The 19,938-nt window shown below is 43.1% G+C and carries 13 protein-coding genes and 1 rRNA gene; 11 read left to right on the top strand and 3 right to left on the bottom strand.

All coding sequences use genetic code 11. The features are described 5' to 3' along the window. Positions 1–3: 3 nt before the first annotated feature. Entirely contained in the window at positions 4–2,520 is a 2,517-nt protein-coding gene (priA, locus tag K339_RS0101730; protein WP_028522057.1) for a replication restart helicase PriA, read from the bottom strand. Positions 2,521–2,630: 110 nt separating this feature from the next. On the opposite strand from priA, the gene K339_RS0101725 reads away from it, so the two are divergent. After that, complete coding sequence (locus K339_RS0101725) at positions 2,631–3,050, top strand: helix-turn-helix domain-containing protein (RefSeq protein ID WP_028522056.1); 420 nt, start codon at positions 2,631–2,633, stop codon at positions 3,048–3,050. 517 nt (positions 3,051–3,567) lie between these two features. Continuing rightward, the gene (locus K339_RS35675; RefSeq protein WP_084332079.1) at positions 3,568–7,806 is read left to right on the top strand and encodes an SdrD B-like domain-containing protein; all 4,239 of its coding nucleotides are present in this window, start codon (positions 3,568–3,570) and stop codon (positions 7,804–7,806) included. 7 nt (positions 7,807–7,813) lie between these two features. Here the strand turns inward: K339_RS35675 and K339_RS32330 are convergent, their stop codons facing one another. Then, positions 7,814–8,410: an aminotransferase class IV gene (locus K339_RS32330; RefSeq protein WP_037298968.1), complete on the bottom strand. Its 597-nt coding sequence runs from the start codon at positions 8,408–8,410 to the stop codon at positions 7,814–7,816. Continuing rightward, positions 8,361–9,395: an aminodeoxychorismate synthase component I gene (locus tag K339_RS32325; RefSeq protein ID WP_037298966.1), complete on the bottom strand. Its 1,035-nt coding sequence runs from the start codon at positions 9,393–9,395 to the stop codon at positions 8,361–8,363. The genes K339_RS32330 and K339_RS32325 overlap by 50 nt, the downstream gene beginning before the upstream one ends. Before the next feature lie 68 nt (positions 9,396–9,463). Here K339_RS32325 and K339_RS0101705 point away from each other — a divergent pair, with 68 nt between their 5' ends. The 9 genes from K339_RS0101705 to K339_RS0101665 all read left to right on the top strand — a co-directional run. Further along, entirely contained in the window at positions 9,464–10,243 is a 780-nt protein-coding gene (locus K339_RS0101705) for a TIGR04283 family arsenosugar biosynthesis glycosyltransferase (protein WP_229598677.1), read from the top strand. Between the two features lie 77 nt (positions 10,244–10,320). Beyond that, positions 10,321–11,328, top strand: a complete 1,008-nt coding sequence (locus K339_RS0101700) for a transaldolase family protein (protein WP_028522054.1) — start codon at positions 10,321–10,323, stop codon at positions 11,326–11,328. A 95-nt stretch (positions 11,329–11,423) separates the two neighbouring features. Next, positions 11,424–12,035 (top strand): 7-carboxy-7-deazaguanine synthase QueE, encoded by a 612-nt coding sequence (locus tag K339_RS0101695; protein WP_028522053.1) that lies wholly within the window; start codon positions 11,424–11,426, stop codon positions 12,033–12,035. Then, positions 11,990–13,981 (top strand): OmpA family protein, encoded by a 1,992-nt coding sequence (locus K339_RS0101690; protein WP_028522052.1) that lies wholly within the window; start codon positions 11,990–11,992, stop codon positions 13,979–13,981. The genes K339_RS0101695 and K339_RS0101690 overlap by 46 nt, the downstream gene beginning before the upstream one ends. Before the next feature lie 37 nt (positions 13,982–14,018). Beyond that, a complete protein-coding gene (locus K339_RS0101685; protein WP_064750939.1) occupies positions 14,019–15,980 on the top strand; it encodes an OmpA family protein in 1,962 nt (653 codons plus the stop codon). Positions 15,981–16,181: 201 nt separating this feature from the next. After that, positions 16,182–17,123 carry a thioredoxin-disulfide reductase gene (gene trxB / locus K339_RS0101680; RefSeq protein ID WP_028522050.1) on the top strand — a complete coding sequence of 314 codons (942 nt, stop codon included), beginning with the start codon at positions 16,182–16,184 and terminating at the stop codon, positions 17,121–17,123. A gap of 145 nt (positions 17,124–17,268) precedes the next feature. Continuing rightward, on the top strand, positions 17,269–18,339 hold the full coding sequence (locus tag K339_RS0101675) for a M23 family metallopeptidase (RefSeq protein WP_037299016.1): 1,071 nt from the start codon (positions 17,269–17,271) through the stop codon (positions 18,337–18,339). Between the two features lie 10 nt (positions 18,340–18,349). Further along, positions 18,350–19,069 carry a bacillithiol biosynthesis deacetylase BshB1 gene (gene bshB1 / locus K339_RS0101670; RefSeq protein ID WP_028522048.1) on the top strand — a complete coding sequence of 240 codons (720 nt, stop codon included), beginning with the start codon at positions 18,350–18,352 and terminating at the stop codon, positions 19,067–19,069. 589 nt (positions 19,070–19,658) lie between these two features. After that, a 16S ribosomal RNA gene (locus K339_RS0101665) occupies positions 19,659–19,938 on the top strand; the annotation flags it as partial.

Below are 19,938 nucleotides of genomic sequence, written 5' to 3'. Positions count from 1 at the left end.
CAATCACAGGCAATCTACATCTATAGTCACGTCGGTACCTTTTAAGGTCTTGTCCGTCAGAATATCCGTAACTTTTTCGAGTATAAAAGCCTTTGCGGCCCTAAAATTAACTTTTTCGCGTTCGAGTTTTATAAGAATGTCAAACAAAAACCTATTTCGTATGCGTTCGACCAGTGGTGGTTGGGGGCCTAAAACCCTATCTTCACCCATTTTTTCGAGTAAAAGTTGGGTCAATTTTTGCGCTGATTGTAAGGCGGTTGTTTGGTCAAAGTGCTTGACTGTCAGTTTGATAAGTCGAGTGAAGGGTGGGTACTTAAAGTTTTCTCTTTCCTTGATTTCCTCCTCGTACATCCCGATATAATCGTTCGTAATAATTTTTTGTAAAATCTTTTGTGAAGGGTTCCCTGTTTGAATCAAAACCCGCCCTTTTCGGTCGGCGCGGCGTCCAGCACGCCCACTTACCTGCGTGATCAATTGGAAGGCGCGTTCGGCCGAGCGGAGGTCAGGAAAATGAATCATTCGGTCGGCATCAAATACGCCTACTGTACTGACATTTTCAAAGTCAAGCCCTTTGCTAATCATTTGGGTGCCCACCAAAATATCCACGTTACCCTGTTCGATGTCTTCAATCATTTCTTTGTACGCATTTTTGGCGCGGGTAGTGTCCAAATCCATGCGGGCAATGCGGGCCGTTGGAAAGAAAATCTTGAGCTGGTCTTCCAACTTTTCAGTGCCAAAGCCTACCGTTCTTACTTTGGTAGAACTGCAACCTGGACACAGCTTCGGTACTTTCTCTTTGTGACCACAATAATGGCAACGCAGCTCGGCGTCTTTTTGGTGATACGTAAGGCTGACCGCGCAGTTTTCACATTCGCCAATCCACCCACATTCTTCACATTGTAAATAGGAAGAATAACCACGTCGGTTTTGGAAAATAATACTCTGTTCGTTACGATTGAGCGCTTCTTGAAGTTCGTTGAGTAATACCGAAGAAAACTCAAACTTCATTTTTTTGCTCTTTCGCTCCTTTTTGGTGTCAATGAGCACAAACTCGGGTAAGTTGGCCTTACCATAACGTTCGAGCAATTGTACAAAACCATAGCGTCCATTGAGGGCTTGATAATAGGATTCGAGCGCTGGTGTGGCCGAACCGAGCAGCACCTTGGCTTGCTGGCGTTGAGCGGCTACAATGGCAACGTCACGCGCGTGGTAGCGCGGGGCTGGGTCGTATTGTTTGTAAGAACTTTCGTGTTCTTCATCAACAATAATAAGCCCAAGGCTATCGAAGGGCAAGAAAATAGCCGAACGAACGCCAACGACCAGCTGAAATTGTCCCGATACCACGCCTTTCCAAACTTCCACGCGCTCGTTGTCGGAGAATTTGGAATGGTAAATGCCGAGTTTATCCCCAAAGACTTTTTTGAGGCGAACCACAATTTGGGTTGTGAGGGCAATTTCGGGCAATAGAAACAAGACTTGCGAGCCGCTTGCGAGTACTTGTTGGGCTAAATTAATATATACTTCCGTTTTTCCGCTTCCTGTAACACCATGCAACAAAACAGTGTCTTTGGATTGGAATTGGGTAATGATTTCGTCAAAAGCGCGCTGTTGAGCGGTAGTGAGGTGGATGTTGGTGCCTTCCGAGAAATCAGGAGCCACATCAGCAAAGCGAGAAACCGTAATCTCAAATTCTTCGAGGGTTCCTTTTTTGATCAGCGTACTTAATGCCGAATCGGAGAATGCATCGTTTTGGGTGAAAAAACTTTTTTCAAGCCCCGCGCGATTAGAATAAGGCACATTTTGAATCGGAACTTGGCTGACATAGCTCATGATAATTTCCTGTTGTTTGGGAAACTTATCGAGCTGGGCAATGAGCTCCATCAAGTTTTCGCGCGTCTCAAAACGCCCATTTAGCTTGACTTTTTTGAGCACTTTGGGCTTGTATTTTTCTTTAACTTCTTCAAAAAGAATAATGGCCCGCTTGCCAATAAGCGACTTAATGATGTGGTTGATGTTTGTCGCACCTACACGCTTCTCGACCTCTTCGTAGGTAAGCGATTGGTACTTTTTGATTTCCTCCAAAAGATTGGCTTCTTCTTCTGTCAATAAATCGTAGTACTCAAAGTCAGGGTTATACTGAATTTTGGATTGGCTGGTAATTTTCAAACCCGAGGGCAGGGCTACGTTTAGTACTTCACCCACCGTACACAAGTAGTAGTCGGCAATCCAATGAAAAAGTTCGATTTGATAAGGTGTTACTAATGGCTCATCGTCAAGGAGTTCGGCGATGTACCTTGCTTGGTATTTAGTAGGAGGAGTCTGGTGGATTTTTGCCACAACGCCCGTCACTACTCTATTTTTGCCAAAAGGTACTACTACTCTGGCACCATTTTTGATATATGGATTTATCACCCTTGGAACCCGATAGGTGAATAACTGGGCTACAGGTACGGGCAAAATTAGGTCGGCAAACAGAGTTATTTCTTCTGAGCCAAAATCGTCATTTTCTGCAATCTGCACGTTGTTTTCAACCGAATGTACGATGCAAGATAACGCTTTCCCCGCAAAAACTTCAAGCTGGCAAGATATTTGACATAATGAGTTATGCCTAATATCACTTTTACCCCTCTATGAAAATTATGAACTTGGAAATGATTCAACGGTACCATGAGCTGGAGGCCGACGACCTCAAACTGAGGCGGCTTACAGGGCTTAAACGCTCAGAATTTGAGCTTCTTCACGGGTATTTTCGAGCTGCTTGGAACGCCTATTTTGCGGAGTACACCCTCGACGGTGTGGCGAGACTTAGGCAGGCGTCGGTGCGGAAAAATAGCATTTTTGGAGACACCCATGACGCGCTTCTTTTTGGCCTTATTTATCTAAACGGAAATTTGAGACAAGACCAACTGGCGACTTTCTTTGGAATTGACCAACCCAAAGCTAGTAAATACTTGAGCCTTATTCAGCGGATTTTACTTCAAGTGATTGAGGCCACGCCCCGTGCCGTACCCAAAAGAAAACTAGATAAACTTTTGGATATGCTCACCTAAAGAGAATTAATATACCCTGTACGAAAAAGTGTACCTATAAGCGAAAAAATGCGAAGGGTCGTTGTTGTTTTCTTTGAGCTAACTAATTGATTGGCATTGTTTTTGCAGCGAGGTTGATTTCTGAATTTGGCTTATTTGTAGGGTGCATTTTTCCTAAATAACAGATAACTGATTTTAATTAAATGATCATAAGTGTCTATAAATAAAAGCATTAGCTTGTGTGGGAGAGCTGGGGAATTTTTATGGATATTTTTTTATTGACAGGCCAGAGAGTGGCAAGGTAATTGAAATATCATTATGTCGAATAGAGATGTTAAAAAACATAAACAGATTTTCTAATTTCTTTATATACAAAATAGATAAAGTAGAAGAGTATGTAAATGGGATATAATTCGCCGAAGGTTTTTTTCGGGCATCTCAAAAGTGAGTTCCTAACCCAGCCAGATGAACAAATTAGACCAAAACCGTTCGAGGTACTTGATTAAAGTGCTTTGATTACCCCAAATTTTTACAAAAAATGAAAAGGATTTTACACCTTATTACGAAGGCAAACCACTTTTCTTACTTTTTAGTGAGCACACTATTGATGGTAATGGTAGCCAATCTCGCTCATTCGCAGGTGAGAGGGGTAGTGTATTTCGACTATGACCTAAATGGAAAACGAACTGCCGCTAGTCCTACGGAACCTGGCGTCGCGGGTGTTAAGGTGCAATTATTTGTAGGTAAGAACCCCACACCTTTTGTTACGACTACCAATGCTTTGGGAGAGTACGCCTTTACCCAAAGCCAAGTACCCATTGATAGCATGGCACGGGTCGAATTTAGCGATTTCCCTGAGACGTTTTCGCCAAGCATGATAGGGCTACAAAATGCGACAGATGTCCAGTTTGTAAGGGCTCCATCATTGCAAACAAACCTCGGAATTGCCAACGATGATGAGTTTTGTCCTGTAGCAAAAGAGCTACGGGTCACTACTGCTTGTTATGTGATGGGCGATCCACTGGCGGGAGGCTCGGCAGCAGATGATCCTGCGCTGATTTTATTTGACCATAAAGCGAGCGGTTTGGCGGGAGTTGATGATTTCTCAATGGTGAAATTAGCTACTGCGGCACAAATTGGCCCTACCTGGATTGCATCCTTTCAGCGTGATTCGCGCCGAATGTTGGTAGGGGCTATTGTGAGACGTCACGTAGGTATGGGACCTTTGGGGACAGGTGGGTTTTATTACGTAGATTTAGCCAACGGAAATCAGGTACATGAGTTTTTGGATGTAAAAACGATTGGAATTGATACGGGACCCGATCCGCACATTGACCCCATTACAGGATTAAACATCTTACCTGCCTCCAAAACCGCCCGAAGCCGAGATTCGCTCGCCTTTCACATGGCGGGAAAAGTAGGGATGGGAGGTGTGCAGCTATCACGCTATCAGGATACACTTTACTTAATCAATTTGTATGATAAAAAACTGTATAGCTTTAATGTAGGAAAGCCCCTTGCTGCCCCTCAGTCGGCAGCTACTGCCAATATAAAAAGCTATACTATCCCTAACCCCAATTGTGCAAATGGAGATTTTGCACCGTGGGCATTAAAATATTATCGTAACAAAATGTACATAGGTGTAGTATGTACGGCAGAAACTTCTCAGAAAAAATCAGATTTAAAAGGATCTATTTACGAGTTCGACCCTAAAACCTCTCAGTTTAAGAATATTTTTGAGTTTCCATTGGGCTATAAACGCGACCCACTAGATGCTACGCAAGGATGTGATACCATTAATACTTGGAAACCATGGTCGGGGGTTTTTCCAAAGCAATGTAACTACCCACTTGGCGCTCCCGATCCAGTAAGTGCATTCTTGGTAAATCCACAACCTATTATTTCGGATATTGAATTTGATGACGATGGGTCGATGTTTATTGGAATGTTGGACCGAGGGGGCTTACAAACAGGACAAAATCAACCAGGGATTGCAGCCGATGACACACTCAACTACTATGGTTTTATGAGCGGCGATTTGCTTCGTGCACAGCGCAACCCTGATGGAACATACAGCATGGAAAGCAATGGAGTTTCTGGTGCATACGTAGCCGACGGCCCAAGTGGCCCGGGAGTTCCAAGTGCCCATGATAAGGACGCTGGCCCTGGCGGTGGTGAGTTTTTCTTTGAAGATTACTGGATCAACGGGCAAGGGGAAATTGGCCACGCCGAACTTAACAACGGGGGTATTTTTAAAATACCTGGTGAAGATGAGATATTTAGTTCAGCTTTTGACCCACTTCATCAAATCTATTTGGCAACAGGTTTTTTGGTATTTGATACAAAAACTGGAAAACGAAAAAGAGGATATGCTGTCTATTCTATTCGTGCAGGATCGCTTGGGAAATCAGGAGGTGTAGGTGACTTAACCGCTGCGTGTGAACCTTCGCCGCTTGCCATCGGTAACCGTATTTGGTTTGATGCCGATCGCGATGGTATCCAAGATCCGAATGAAACGGGGATTGATGGATTAGTGGTGACACTCCACGATATGGGAAATAATGGCACCGAAGTAGGGCGAGATACGACGGCTAATGGCGGTCAATTTTATTTCTCTGATTTTAATGTGACGGCAGGATTGAAGAGAAACCATCCGTATGAAATACGCCAAAGTACCCAACAAATATTAGGAACAGCTGCTGCTAACGTACTGCAAGCTGCCGAAGCTGCTGGTATAAAAATCTCTAACCTACCAGCAAATGGTAATGTGCCTGCTGCGGCAAACATCGCCACGGCAAATGCTGACGAAAACACAGTAGCTAATTTGATGCAACTTGTGCCTATTGATAGCCTAACCTCAACAAGTTATATACGAAATTCTGATGCAAATTATAATGCTGATTCTTCGGGGGCGATAGTTGCGTTTAGAACAGGCAACAACAGCGAGAATAACTATACCTTCGACATTGGTTGGATGCTCAACTTACCGCCTGCTTCGATGGGAGATCATGCTTGGTATGATTTGAACCGCAACGGGATTCAAGACCTTAGAAAAGATCCTTTTGGAAATATATTAGGGCCAGAGCTTCCTGCAAAAGGAGTAATTATGGAATTGTATGATGCCAACGATACGTTTGTCAAATCAGATACTACGGGTGTCGATGGGAAGTACCGCATCGGTGATGTTGAAGCAGGACAATACTATGTGAAGTTTAATCCAGTGTCGTATCCAGCAACGGATTTTGTCGTGACTGATTTGAACAAAGGCACCAACGATTCTTTGGATAATGACATCGAACGAGCAGTGTACAAATCTTCTACATTCACTTTAGCGCCTAATCAGCATGATCCACGTTGGGATATTGGATTCTTTAGAACTTCATCGCCTGAGATTTCAGATCCGTGTGCTTGTGACTCGACAATTTTGTATTTGCCAGGGGATGATCAATTTAGTAGGTATGTTTACCGAGAAAAAGTAACGATTAAGGCAACACCAGGAGGGAAATGGGCGATTATTCCGTTTGATGCCAAGAAAAATGTATATACCTACGGACTCTACGAAGACGACGGGGAGGGTTACATTGACTCCATTGATTTGAGTAAAAAGCAGTATTTCTTTACCGAAGTACCAGATTCGCTAGGTTTATATGAATTTAAGTTTGCGCATAAGTCGCAGGATGGATATGCGTTAGTCGCTACAGATGGGGTGGATACACTGAGTATAGGGGCGATTTGCTACGAAGTCAAAGAACAATATGATACGCGACTGGATACACTCTGTGCCAATGGAGACAAAATTCAGTTGCAACGAAACTTTGCGAATGGCAAGGCAACTTATTACTTCATTGCAGACTCTGCCTTTGTATTTAGAGATGGATTTAATGAGTTTACGCTAATTGAGGCAGCCGTAGCTAGAGGAGCAATTACAGAACTTGATCCTAAATTGTATAGACCTAATTCGACCATTAGTTTGTACGTAAAGTGGGAACCAAATGGCATTGTCAATCAGAAAGGAGCGTGTCAAAAATCTATGATTCTCAATATCAGTATAAGCAATAGTGGCACTTGTACTCCTTTCAAAGACCTCGAACTCACCAAAAAACTGGTGGGTGACTGCCGACGAGAAGTGGGTAATACAGTAGAATTTAAGATAGCTGTAACCAACAAAAGTGTCAATGGAACTCCTGCCGCCGACAGTGTTTACGTACAAGACTATTTACCAGCCAATTTCACGTTTGTCAGCGCAACGTCAACAAGCGGAGTATTCAATCAGCAAACTTTGAAGTGGGGGCCGTTGAAGCTCAATCCAGGCCAAACGGATACCCTGACCGTTTCTGTCAAAATCAACAATGCGGGAGGCTTTATTGGTGGGTCGATTTGTAACGAAGCCGAAATTGTATCAATGGTAGGTTTGGACAGCGACTCTCAGCCAGGAAACAAGGTCATTACGGAAGATGATTATGACATTGCTTGTGTAAGTGTGCCACTGAAAATATGTCCTGAAAGACGTGATACGGTGATCATCTCTGCCCCAGCGGGTTATCAGACATACCAATGGTTTAAAAATGGTACAAAAATTGACGGTGCTACTTCGCAGACCTTAGAAGTGGGCGACGTAGGCTCTTACACCGTTGAGGTATCCGACGGGCAATGTCCAACCAAAAACTGCTGCCCTGCGATTGTGGAAGCAGAGTGTATTTGCCCAGAAGATATTTGCATCCCTGTGATTATTAAGAAGACGAAAGCTAAAAATAAGGCGCTAGTACCGCCCAAATAATGAACAACTAGAAAATACTCCTCAGCGGGATGTGGGGAGTAGTTTCAAAATCTAACATCGAGTTGATGATTCGGGCAGAAACGTACTTGGGTAGGTCTTCTGTCCGAATTTTTTTTTCTGCAATTTTTCCCTGCTCTAACAGAAACGCACGTTGCGTACCAGCGAGTAAAAAAGTTGTAGGAGTAACCCACTGTCGTTCATCCCAAAAAACGATATTGGCGTACGACGTATCGGTAAGGTGGCCGTTTTTGACAATCAGCACATCGTCGGCCGTGCCTTTTTGAGCAGCAAGTGCATTCAAACTGCTTCGGTCTTGGTACTTAAAAGAGTACAAAATGTCGTTTGCCTCCACAAGTCGAAGCGATTGGATAGTACGAGGGTGGTAAGGTTCAAATTCAATTTTCTCAATCGAAAACTCATACGTAACACGGCACTTAAACAAACCCAACTGAAGATTTTGTGGAATACTAATCTCTTGGGCCAACTCTTTGACCTGAACGCCTTCAAAATGATGAAGTTGGGTGCGGTACATGCGCTCATTGTGAAAGCGAATGTTAGACAACTGCCCGTTGAAAAGCCGAAGGGTTTCGATGAATAGTGGCATTAGAAATAGGTAAATAGATTTTGTCAATCATTTCTTGGTATTCAGCCTGCGCTTGACTGCGTGCGGTAATTCCTCCGCCACTCTTAAAAATAAGCTGTTTTTCGGTTTGTTCAATGTACCGAATCAGAACGCCGCTGTCAAAATTTTCCCCATCAAATATTCCCGTAATTCCTGTGTAATACCCGCGTTCATAGCCTTCAGCACGTCGGATAATATCGAGGGTACTTGGCTTGGGAGCGCCACTAATTGAACCTGCTGGTAAAAGTCGAAAAAGCCAGTTACCGATAAAATCGCGCCAATTAGATGGCATAAGACCCGCAATCTCAGAACTTACTTGTAGCAGTGCTTTTTGGTTGGTTTCAAGTTTGTCCAAATAACGATAGCGTTCGACCCATACTTTATCGGCAATCATACTGAGGTCATTGCGAATCAAATCAACAATGGTAGCGTGTTCGGCAGCCTCTTTTTTATCGTTCAAAATGTTTTGAGCGGCGTCTGGCAAATTGGCGTCGATCGTCCCTTTCATCGGGAACGAAGCAATGCGGTTGTTTTTGACTTGCACAAAAATTTCGGGCGAAAAACAAACAAAATGGTCTTTCCACCACAAACGATATTTAGCATTGCTTTGTAAAAAAATCGTTTTTAGTGAGAGATTCGTATTTATTGGGGTGGGAATGGATAAATTTGTTAAAAAAGAATCGCCGCGCTTGAGGTGATTGGTAACCAATTCAAACTTGGGAAGATATTCTTCTAATGAAAGTGGCGATTTAGAAAATACAAATGATTTGGGAGAATGCGGAGGTTTTTCAGTACAATTGTTGAACCCATTGAAATCAAATAAAATGATCGCTGGGTCAACTTGAGATAATGGTATGACTACGGGGCTTTTGGCTAAAAAATCAATGATGAACAAAAAGGGCGTTCGCTCACGTCCTAACTGATTCATTTTTTCGATGGCCTCAAGCGTAGAAAGGGTATTTATCATATTTTATTAAACGCCTATGGTAAGAACAATTTTCCAGTCTCAACTAAGCCTTGGAATTGTGTTTCCCCATGACAAACAATCGCTCTACCACTTACCGTTCCAATTGTACCCTCAAAATGGCAACTATTACTTCTATGGAGAGGATAAATACTAAGTTTATTTCAGTCATTATCCCCACGCTAAACGAGGAAATCAACGTCGGTCGTTTGGTGAAATTCCTTTATAGATATGGTTGGCGCTATGTGTTAGACGTTATTGTCGTCGATGGCGGAAGTACCGATAATACCGTGCAAGTGGCCGAAGCGGCAGGCGCTGTGGTGGTTACATCACCGAAGGGAAGAGCGCTACAAATGAACGCAGGAGCAGCGCGAGCGGCGGGGGAGGTGCTCTATTTTGTTCATGCCGATACGCATGTGGTTGAGAGTTTTGCGGAAGATATTTTTGAAGCGATTCAAGAAGATTACCAAGCAGGAGGGTATCGTTTTCGCTTTGATTCAGACCGATGGGTGCTCAAAATCAATAGCTATTTTACAAGGTTTGATACTTTATTTGTGAGAGGTGGAGACCAAACCCTATTTGTGACACGCGCTTTGTTTAGAAGTTTGGGAGGTTTCGATGAGCGATATGTAATCATGGAAGAGTATGATTTTTTGCGTAGAATGTGGAAATCGCAGCGCAATTTGTTTAAACTAATTCCGAAAGAGGTGGTGGTATCGGCACGGAAATACGAAACAAATAGCTGGTTGAGCGTACAGTTGGCAAACTTAGTCGCCGTCCTTCAGTTTAAAATGGGAAGAAATCCGCAATCCATTGCCCATTTGTACAAAAAGATGTTGAACTATCGGTAGCCTCCATTTTTTTTGCGACCTTTGCCGAAATTTTGTTCCGAAAACGGATAACTAAACAACGGACAAACCGACCAAAAATGGAATTATATCTTGATTCTGCCGATTTTAAAGAAATAGAAACCGCCTTCCAACTTGGGTTTTTAGCAGGTCTTACTACGACACCAACGTTTATGCACCGCGAGGGGGTTACTGACCTCGATGGCATGATTGTTAAATTGTCGAAAATTGTACCTGTTCTTCAGATTGAGGCGTTGGGTGATACCGCCGAAGACATTGTAAAAGACGCCGAACGGCAATTGGAATTGGGCCTTGACCCAGCCAAAACCGTGTTTAAAGTGCCTGTTTCTCTTGAAGGAGTTCGTGCTTGTAAAATGCTCCGTGACCGTGGCATGATGGTAAATGTTCACTTGGTTTACACAATTCAGCAAGCCTACATGGCCATGACCGCGGGAGCAAGCTACATTTGTGTGTTGGCAGGCCGTATGCAAGATCAAGGCTATGACGCCATCAAATTGATTGGAGAGTGCGTAGAAATGGTTAACTTTTATGGCTCTTCGTCAAAAGTAATGTTCTCGTCGGTACGTAATGCCGAGCACGTTCGCAATGCACTTGACTTAGGCTGCCACACCATCACGGTGCCTTGGAAAATCATGAAAGTGTTGACTGAAAATAGCTTTACGGCCATTGGTACGCAGCAGTTTGTGGAACATACGCGCCTAATCACAGTGACAGTAGGAGAAGCAATCAATGGCGTAAATCCATTGGTGTCAGCAGATACTACCTTGGCCGATGCGATTGTAAAAATGACTGAATTCGGTTTTGGCTCTGTAACGGTAACAAATGCCGACGGAAGCGTGAAAGGCGTATTTACGGACGGCGATTTGCGTCGTAAATTGTCGAGCGAAGGACGTGATGTATTGAACAAAACCATCGGTGAGTTTGAATACAAAATGCCTGTTTCTATCGAAGCAACGGCGCTGTTGGATGCTGCCGCTGCACTTTTCAAGAAAACAAGCGTAGATACCATTTTAGTAACCGAAGGTGGCAAGCCTGTAGGAATGCTTGATATTCAAGATTTGAAATAATCATGCGGACAGTTTTTGTCCACTAATTTACGATTTTATGAAACGGTTCGTCAATTTGGCGAACCGTTTACCATTCACAGAAAACCCAGAAAAATATGGATTCGCAATCACTCCAACTACCCGTAATGGAAGCTTTTTATACGCTACAAGGCGAAGGGTATCATAGTGGAAAAGCGGCCTATTTTATTCGCTTGGGTGGCTGCGATGTAGGGTGCGTATGGTGCGACGTGAAAGAGTCGTGGGATGCCGATATTCACCCCAAGCATACGCTAACACAAATAGTAAACGAAGCATTGCAGTATCCTGCACGCATGGCTGTCGTAACGGGAGGTGAGCCGTTGATGTATGATTTGGGGGCATTGACCACGGAACTTCACAATGCTGGGTTTGAGACCAATATCGAAACTTCGGGAGCACACCCATTTTCGGGCACGTGGGATTGGGTTTGCTTTTCTCCCAAAAAATTCAAAACGCCGCACGAGAGCATTTATGCGCAAGCCGACGAACTGAAAGTCGTTATTTACCACAAATCAGATTTTGAGTTTGCCGAATACCACGCAGCGCGTGTCAACAAGGACTGTGTGCTTCTGCTCCAACCCGAGTGGAGCCGAATGCAAGAAATGACGCCTTTAATCGTTGAGTATGTAAAACAGCATCCCCAATGGCGCGTCTCCTTGCAAACGCACAAATACATGGATATACCGTAGGAATTGGTGGCGACTTGTCGGTCGTGGGGGTAAAGGTTAGTACTTTTTATTTCTTCTTCTATTCTTTATTATTATCGCCAAGTGTTTTAGCTCAAAACGGGCGTATAAGCGCCAGCACCCGAAAACTGTACGATTCGGCAGAGAGGCTGCTCCCTTTTGACAGAGAGCAAGCCTTGAAACTCTACAAAAAAACGATTGAAACTGATAGCTCTTTTGCGGCTCCTTACATGCGGATAGGGCAACTACTCTTTGACTCAAAAGAGACCAAAGAAGAGGCGTATCTGTATTTTGAAAAAGCGATAAAAAACGATTCAAACGAAAGAGCATTTCTTAGAATTTATGAAATTTTAGGAAAGCAGTACCTTCAAAAAGGAGATTATTCCAAAGCCGAGGCGTATTTTAAAGGATATGTAAGACTCAGCCCTCAGCCCAAATCGAGCGCTCATCGAAGCGTTTTACGTTATTTAAAGCAGTGCGAATACGCCCAATACCACCTACCTCCTAGCACAAAACAGGGCAAACACCAACGTCTTTCTTTTCCTATTAATAAAGCCTTAGCACAGTCTTATCCTGTCCTATCAGCCGATTTGCAGACGCTGATTTATACGCACAATAATGGTGATGAGGATATATTCGTCAGTAAACGAACGCTTCAAGGCTGGACAGAACCCAAAAGTGTATCGGGACAAATTAATAAAGCGACCAATGAAGGGACTTGTTCTATCTCATCAGATGGTAATGTACTAGTTTTTACGGCTTGCCATCGAAAAACAAACATTGGAAAGTGTGATTTATATATATCTCATAAAACGGGCAACGCTTGGAGCGAACCAATTAATTTGGGACCAACGGTCAATTCGCAGGGTTGGCAGTCTCAACCTGCTCTTTCGGCAGATGGTACAGTTTTGTATTTTTCGTCAGACCGCCAAGGTGGATTAGGTGGAAAAGATATCTGGTGTACATCACTCAATACATTTGGCGAGTGGCGTGTGCCTATTAATTTGGGAGCTCAAATAAATACTGAATTTGATGAAATTTCTCCATTCATACATTCCAATAACCAGACGTTGTTTTTCGCTTCCGATGGCTGGCCGAGCGTGGGAGGATTTGATATTTTTATTTCAAAAAAAGAATATGCAGGATGGACTACCACTCAAAATTTGGGTTTCCCATTAAATGATTTTGCTGACCAAATGGGGTTTTATATTACTCCCGATTGCCAAGAGGCGTTTTATTCGTATCATGACAGAAGTGTACCTAGTGAAAATGGGGCAGTTGTCAGTAGTTTGTGTCATTATTCTTTACCCGATTCGCTCAAGCAACTTTGCCCTGCTATGACCTTTGTAAAAGGTAGGGTGGTAGATTCAGAAACAAAACGACCCTTAAAAGCCATGATAGGGCTGTCAGAAAAAGCGGAGCAAATCGCAACTTTTTATTCAGATGATTCGACGGGAGTATTTCTATTTGTGGTATCCCCACAGGCAAAAACTCAAGTGGAGGTGAAACGTAAAAACTACCTTTCTCAACATTTCAACCTTAGGTTAGCCGCCGATTCGTCTTTTCAAAACGGAACTTGGGAAATTCTATTGACGCCGATTAAGGTGGATTCAACTCTTGTTTTGCAGCACACATTATTTACAAAGAATAGCTCGGCGTTGCTCGTTGCACCATATTCGGCACTAGAACATTTAGCGGAGTATCTAAAACAAAATCTCGCAACTCAACTTATAATCGAAGGGCACACGGATGATGTTGGAACAGCGGAGGCAAATTATACATTGTCGTTACAAAGGGCAGAAGCGGTCAAAAGGTACTTACTTGAAAAAGGAATTGAAGAACAACGGCTACGCGTTAAGGGCTACGGAAAAAGCAGGCCATTGGTACAGCATGGTTCTGAGCAAGCAAGGCAGCAAAACCGTAGAGTTGAGTGTAAAATCGTAGAATAGTTAGCAAGAGAGGAGGGTTATTGTGGTTTTATTAAAGATGAGGGAAACGATTTGTTTTTGGAAGTTTAATGGGCTGTTTACTAGAGTGGCAGTCTGTTGGGTATTGGGTACATTATTTTCGTGTACTCTTTTTGCGCAAGCACCAGCTTCTTATCTGCCGACGACCAACAAAAAAGCAGCGGAGGCTTTGGAGAGAAGTACAAAGTTTTACAATGAAAAAAACTTTGAAAAAGCGTCGCAGTTTGCTGATGAAGCGCTCCGCCATGATTCTACCTTGGCAGAAGCCTATTTTCGTAAGGGGCAATTGTATGAAGTTTTTACCCAACCTGACTTGGCCTTACAATCATACCGTAAAACAGTAGGACTAAAGCCCGATGCGCCTCAATTTGCCCTGGCGTATCAACGCCTCATTGAGCACCAGTTGCGTGAAGGTGACTATGCGCAAGCGAAAAACGATTTAGAACACTACATCACGTTTCTTAAACCCAATAGCATGGCGCAAAAAAGAGCGCAACGGCAGCTTCAAACTTGTATTTACGGAGCAAAGGCTATTCTCAATCCCCTCGTGATTCATCCCGAAGAGCTTTCTGACACGGTCAATCAATTTATTCTGCAATATTTTCCTGCGCTGACAGGAGATGGAGAAACCTTGCTTTTTACGGGGCTAAAGCCCGAAAACGACGAGGATTTATTTACCTGTACCTACAAAAATGGGCGTTGGAGTTCGCCCGTGTCAGTATCGGATAAAATTAATACGGCTGATAACGAAGGCACAGGAACGCTGTCGGCCGATGGAAGAACGCTTGTTTTTACTGCCTGCAATCGCCGAGAAGGCTATGGGAGTTGCGACCTATACATTAGCCATAAAGTAGGGGATGAATGGGAAAAACCAAAAAACTTGGGGATAGTTGTTAACTCTCCCTATTGGGAGTCGCAACCAGCACTGTCCCCCGACGGACAGCTACTTTACTTTATTTCTGACCGCCCAGGAGGTGTAGGCGGGCGAGATATTTGGTACACTACCTTGCAATCAAATGGAGAATGGGAAAAAGCGAAAAATTTGGACAAAACCATCAATACACCATTTGACGAAGCCTCTCCTTTTTTGTATGCCAATGGGCGGACGTTATTTTTTGCATCGGAAGGCCACGAAGGATTGGGCGGGTATGACCTGTTTTTTGCGGATAGTACAGCTACTGGTTGGCAAAATCCCCAAAATATTGGCTATCCTATCAATACCTCCGACAACCAAGTGGCGCTTGTCATTACCGCCGATGGTAAGTATGGTTACTATTCATTGGATGCAAAGCGAGTCGGAAATCAGCGGGTATCGAGACTTTACCGTTTTCGTTTGCCCGATGAATTGACCAAACGGTTTAATACGGCCAATTACTTGCGAGGAGTTGTCACCGACGTTCGTACCAAAAAACCAATTCAAGCCAACATCGAACTGATGAATTTGACTACGGGCAAACGTGTACAACTGCTGTCGTCTGATGCCACTACTGGTAATTACCTCACTACCTTGCCCAATGGCAGTGAGTGGGGCTTGTACGTAAGTGCCAAAGGATATTTTTACAAAAGTTTGTCGTTCGATTATAGCCAAAAGAACAATGCGGAAGGGTATCAATTGGACATCGCTTTGGAGCCACTTCAGCGAGAAGCTTATGGCGTGTTGAGTAATATTTATTTTGAAACAGGTAAAGCCGAGTTGCAAGAAAAATCCCGAACAGAACTAAACAAATTGATTGAGCAGCTTCGTTCACAGTCAACACTTCGGATTGAGATTACGGGCCATACCGATGATGTGGGTGATGCAAAGCAAAATCAGCTTCTTTCCCAAAAAAGGGCACAAAGCGTGGTGGACTATCTGGTTGAATCAGGCGTGGCCAAAGAAAGAATAAAAGCCGTTGGGATGGGCGAAGCAAAACCTATCGTTCCGAATATCTCAGACGAAAACCGACAGCTTAACCGCCGTATAGAGTGGAGAATATGGTAAACCGTGCGGCATTAAAATATATCAGAGTAACTAAGGCTACTTTGTCTTCTCAGCCTTTTTTGCTTAATTTTGCAACCGCCTTGCAAAAACTTGCAAAAAGACGATGAACGATTTTGGAAGTTAGATTGTAAATTTAATGAATAGATTCGTCGTTCTTAAAGACCAATCTACCATCGTCAATTTTATCAAACGCTTTTACTAATGTCTTCTGAAAAAGTATCTTGTTTAATCATAGGTTCGGGCCCAGCGGGTTATACTGCGGCCATTTATGCTTCTCGTGCGGGCCTTTCACCTGTTTTATATACAGGAGGTCAGCCAGGAGGTCAGCTTACCATTACGACTGAGGTTGAAAACTACCCAGGTTACCCAGAGGGAGTACAAGGCCCTCAAATGATGATTGATTTTGAAAACCAAGCACGCCGCTTTGGGGCTGATATTCGCTATGGATTGGCTACAAAAGTTGATTTTTCTGATCCAACCCTGCACAAAGTTTGGATTGATGATACAACGCTTATCGAAAGCCCAGCGGTTATTATCGCAACAGGAGCTTCTGCCAAGTGGTTGGGGCTAGAATCAGAACAGCGTCTCAATGGTTATGGAGTATCTGCTTGTGCCGTTTGTGATGGTTTTTTCTTCCGTAACCAAGAAGTAGCCATCGTAGGTGGAGGCGACACGGCTTGCGAAGAAGCAAGTTATTTAGCCAAATTATGTAAGAAGGTATATATGATTGTACGCCGCGACGAACTTCGGGCGTCTCAAGTAATGCAGAACCGCGTCAAGTCAACGCCGAACATTGAGATTCTTTGGAACTCCGAAACCGAAGAAGTCCTCGGCGACCAAGGCGTAACGGGAGTTAGACTAAAGAACATCCAAACAGAAGAATCATATACGATTGATGTAACAGGTTTTTTTGTGGCCATTGGGCATCAACCAAACACCGAAATTTTCAAAGAGTATATAGATATGGATAATGCTGGGTACATCCAAACAATAAAAGGAAGTGCCAAAACCAATGTAGAAGGCGTGTTTGCTTGTGGTGATGCCCAAGACAATATTTATCGCCAAGCAATCACCGCAGCAGGTTCAGGCTGTATGGCAGCATTGGATGCAGAGCGTTATTTAACTGAAAAAGGCATACATTAATTTTGAATTGGTAACAGTAGGCAAATGGGGCTTACTGTTACTTTTTTTTAATGGCTCACCGAATTTAATTATAAGTTTTACTCCCATTCCTTGAGTGGGCATGGATATGTTCCCCCCTCTCAAAGAATGGCTAAACCAACGACGGATGAAAGCCCAATTACTTTTAGTACTAATGTTTGCTCTTTGTTTAGGAGTAAATCTTCAAGCCCAAGAACGAGGGTTGTTCAAAAAAAACCCAAAGATTAAACCCAACAAAACAGAAGCGCCAAGTACGCCTGTTATCAAGCCTCAGAAAGACGAGTTTGAAGAATTTGAGGTAGAAAAGCCCCAAATGCGTTTTTCAAACACGTTTGAGCCTGTCAAACAAGTAAACCCAACGGTAGCAGATGACACAACGGGGACAATTGATGAGGGAGAAACCTCCGTGGCCGAAATTATTGATTCGGTACAAGTAGGAGACGATTGGGTGCAGGTCGCCGACTACTTCGCTATTTGGGATTCACGTACCATCGATCCTTACAATCTTAACCCTTTAGAGTTTGAAGAAAACATTTCACTCCGTTTGTTTGATCCAGGCAAAGGTCGTTTTTGGAACTTGCCCACGAGTGAAGTAAAGGTGACATCTCAGTTTGGCCCACGCTGGGGACGTTGGCACGAAGGAATGGATCTAGACTTAAATACGGGAGACCCCGTTTACAGTACTTACGATGGCATTGTCCGAGTGACTGCTTATGATGGAAACGGATACGGTCGATTTGTTTTAGTAAGGCATTATAATGGACTTGAAACCTTGTATGGCCACTTGTCTAAAATTACGGTAGAGGTAGGCCAACTAATCAAGGCAGGAGATATGTTAGGTCTAGGTGGAAATACGGGAAGAAGTTTTGGGGACCACCTCCACTACGAAAACCGATACGAAGGAAACCCCTTTAGCCCAGCATGGATTTGGGATTTTCCAGGACAGACGATTCGTAACGAACGTTTTGTGCTTACCTCAAAGGTATGGGATCACCTCCGAGGGGGGCGCTCAATAGATAGCGAGTTTGATATTAGCAAAGCAAAAGTAAAACGTACGGTCCTTCACAGGGTTCGCCGTGGAGAAACATTAGATACAATTGCAAGCAAATATGGAATGTCCACTTCAGAGTTAGCCCAAAAGAATCATCTTCGGTTGACAGCACGCTTAAAAATAGGCCAACGACTTCGAGTAAAATAATATATTAAGGATGAAATTAGACTTATTGGCAATCTCAGCGCACCCCGACGACGTCGAATTAGGGTGCGCTGGTACTATATTAGCTACTTTACAAAGTGGCAAAACGGTCGGTATTTTAGATCTTACGAAAGGGGAGTTAGGAACCCGTGGTACACCTGAGATAAGAAAACAAGAAGCAGATGCGGCCGCTGCTATATTAGGAGTGAGTGTTCGGGACAATGTAGGAATACCTGACGGTTTTTTTCAAAACACGCGGGAGCATCAAATGGCGATTGTTCCTTTTATAAGGAAATACCAACCAGAGATAGTATTGGCTAATGCGATTGATGATCGCCACCCAGACCATGGGCGCGGGGCAAAGCTTATTTATGATGCTTGTTTCTTAGCAGGCTTACGTCAAATCGCTACGTTTGATGAAAATGGGCAGCCCCAGTTGGCTTGGCGTCCTAAATATATATATCACTTTATACAGGATAGGTACATTAAACCAGACTTTGTGGTTGATATAACTCCTCATTGGCCTAAAAAGGAAGAAGCCATTCGTGCTTTTAGAAGTCAATTCTATGATCCAACCAGTCCAGAACCCAATAGTTATATCTCTTCACCAGAGTTTTTAGAGTTTATAGAAGCCCGTGCCAAGGAGTATGGACATGCAATTGGAGTGAAATATGGTGAAGGTTTCACTTCTCAACGGTTTCTTGGAATAAAAGATTTGTGGACTTTATCCTAAGTTAATCGTCTTAAATAGGATTATGAACAGGGTAGTATTTTACGATTTAAAGAACTTTTAGAAAAGAGCTCTTTTTTTTTAGAAAAAGCTTGGATAGTCATCCTACTCCTAGTACTTTTGCAACCCCAAACAACGAGAGAGGGAAGGAAAAGCAAAAAGATTTCAAGTAAAAATTTCAGCGAATAAAAAAAGTTGAAAAAATATTTGGAAATAAGATTTAAAAGTCAGACCTTTGCAACCCCAAACAACGAGAGAAAGGAAAAGCAAAAAGATTTCAAGTAAAAATTTCAGCGAATAAAAAAAGTTGAAAAAATATTTGGAAATAAGATTTAAAAGTCAGACCTTTGCAACCCCAAACAACGAGAGAGGGTAAAAGCAAGGAAATTTCAAGTAAAAATTTCAGCGAATAAAAAAGGTTGAAAAAATATTTGGAAATAAGATTTAAAAGTCAGACCTTTGCAATCCCAAATCGAACAAAGCTTAAAAAGTTAAGCCCGAAAATTTGGGTCTGGTTCTTTGAAATAATGAGTAAGTTAAGGTTAATAGTGAGTCTTTACAGATTCAGTCAAATTGAATTTTTATAATATTTACGATGGAGAGTTTGATCCTGGCTCAGGATGAACGCTAGCGGCAGGCCTAATACATGCAAGACTAGGGGGCAGCAATGTCACCGTCGCACGGGTGCGTAACGCGTATGCAACCTACCTATCACAGGGGGATAGCCTTTGGAAACAGGGATTAATACCGCATGATACTATTGGATAGCATTATTTAATAGTTAAAGATTTATTGGTGATAGATGGGCATGCGTCTGATTAGTTAGATGGTGGGGTAACGGCCTACCATGACGATGATCAGTAGGGGGCGTC

Source organism: Runella limosa DSM 17973 (assembly GCF_000482465.1).
GTDB lineage: Bacteria > Bacteroidota > Bacteroidia > Cytophagales > Spirosomataceae > Runella > Runella limosa.
The sequence above is the reverse complement of the archived record's forward strand: the minus strand, read 5'-3'. Positions and strand labels throughout refer to the sequence as shown.

Bases quoted from the DNA above. Each gene is read 5' to 3' on its own strand.
- K339_RS0101725 (WP_028522056.1), top strand. From the start codon at position 2,631: ATGAAAATTATGAACTTGGAAATGATTCAACGGTACCATGAGCTGGAG.
- K339_RS35675 (WP_084332079.1), top strand. From the start codon at position 3,568: ATGAAAAGGATTTTACACCTTATTACGAAGGCAAACCACTTTTCTTAC.
- K339_RS32330 (WP_037298968.1), bottom strand. From the start codon at position 8,410: ATGCCACTATTCATCGAAACCCTTCGGCTTTTCAACGGGCAGTTGTCT.
- K339_RS32325 (WP_037298966.1), bottom strand. From the start codon at position 9,395: ATGATAAATACCCTTTCTACGCTTGAGGCCATCGAAAAAATGAATCAG.
- K339_RS0101705 (WP_229598677.1), top strand. From the start codon at position 9,464: ATGACAAACAATCGCTCTACCACTTACCGTTCCAATTGTACCCTCAAA.
- K339_RS0101700 (WP_028522054.1), top strand. From the start codon at position 10,321: ATGGAATTATATCTTGATTCTGCCGATTTTAAAGAAATAGAAACCGCC.
- K339_RS0101695 (WP_028522053.1), top strand. From the start codon at position 11,424: ATGGATTCGCAATCACTCCAACTACCCGTAATGGAAGCTTTTTATACG.
- K339_RS0101690 (WP_028522052.1), top strand. From the start codon at position 11,990: ATGGCGCGTCTCCTTGCAAACGCACAAATACATGGATATACCGTAGGA.
- K339_RS0101685 (WP_064750939.1), top strand. From the start codon at position 14,019: ATGAGGGAAACGATTTGTTTTTGGAAGTTTAATGGGCTGTTTACTAGA.
- trxB (WP_028522050.1), top strand. From the start codon at position 16,182: ATGTCTTCTGAAAAAGTATCTTGTTTAATCATAGGTTCGGGCCCAGCG.
- K339_RS0101675 (WP_037299016.1), top strand. From the start codon at position 17,269: ATGAAAGCCCAATTACTTTTAGTACTAATGTTTGCTCTTTGTTTAGGA.
- bshB1 (WP_028522048.1), top strand. From the start codon at position 18,350: ATGAAATTAGACTTATTGGCAATCTCAGCGCACCCCGACGACGTCGAA.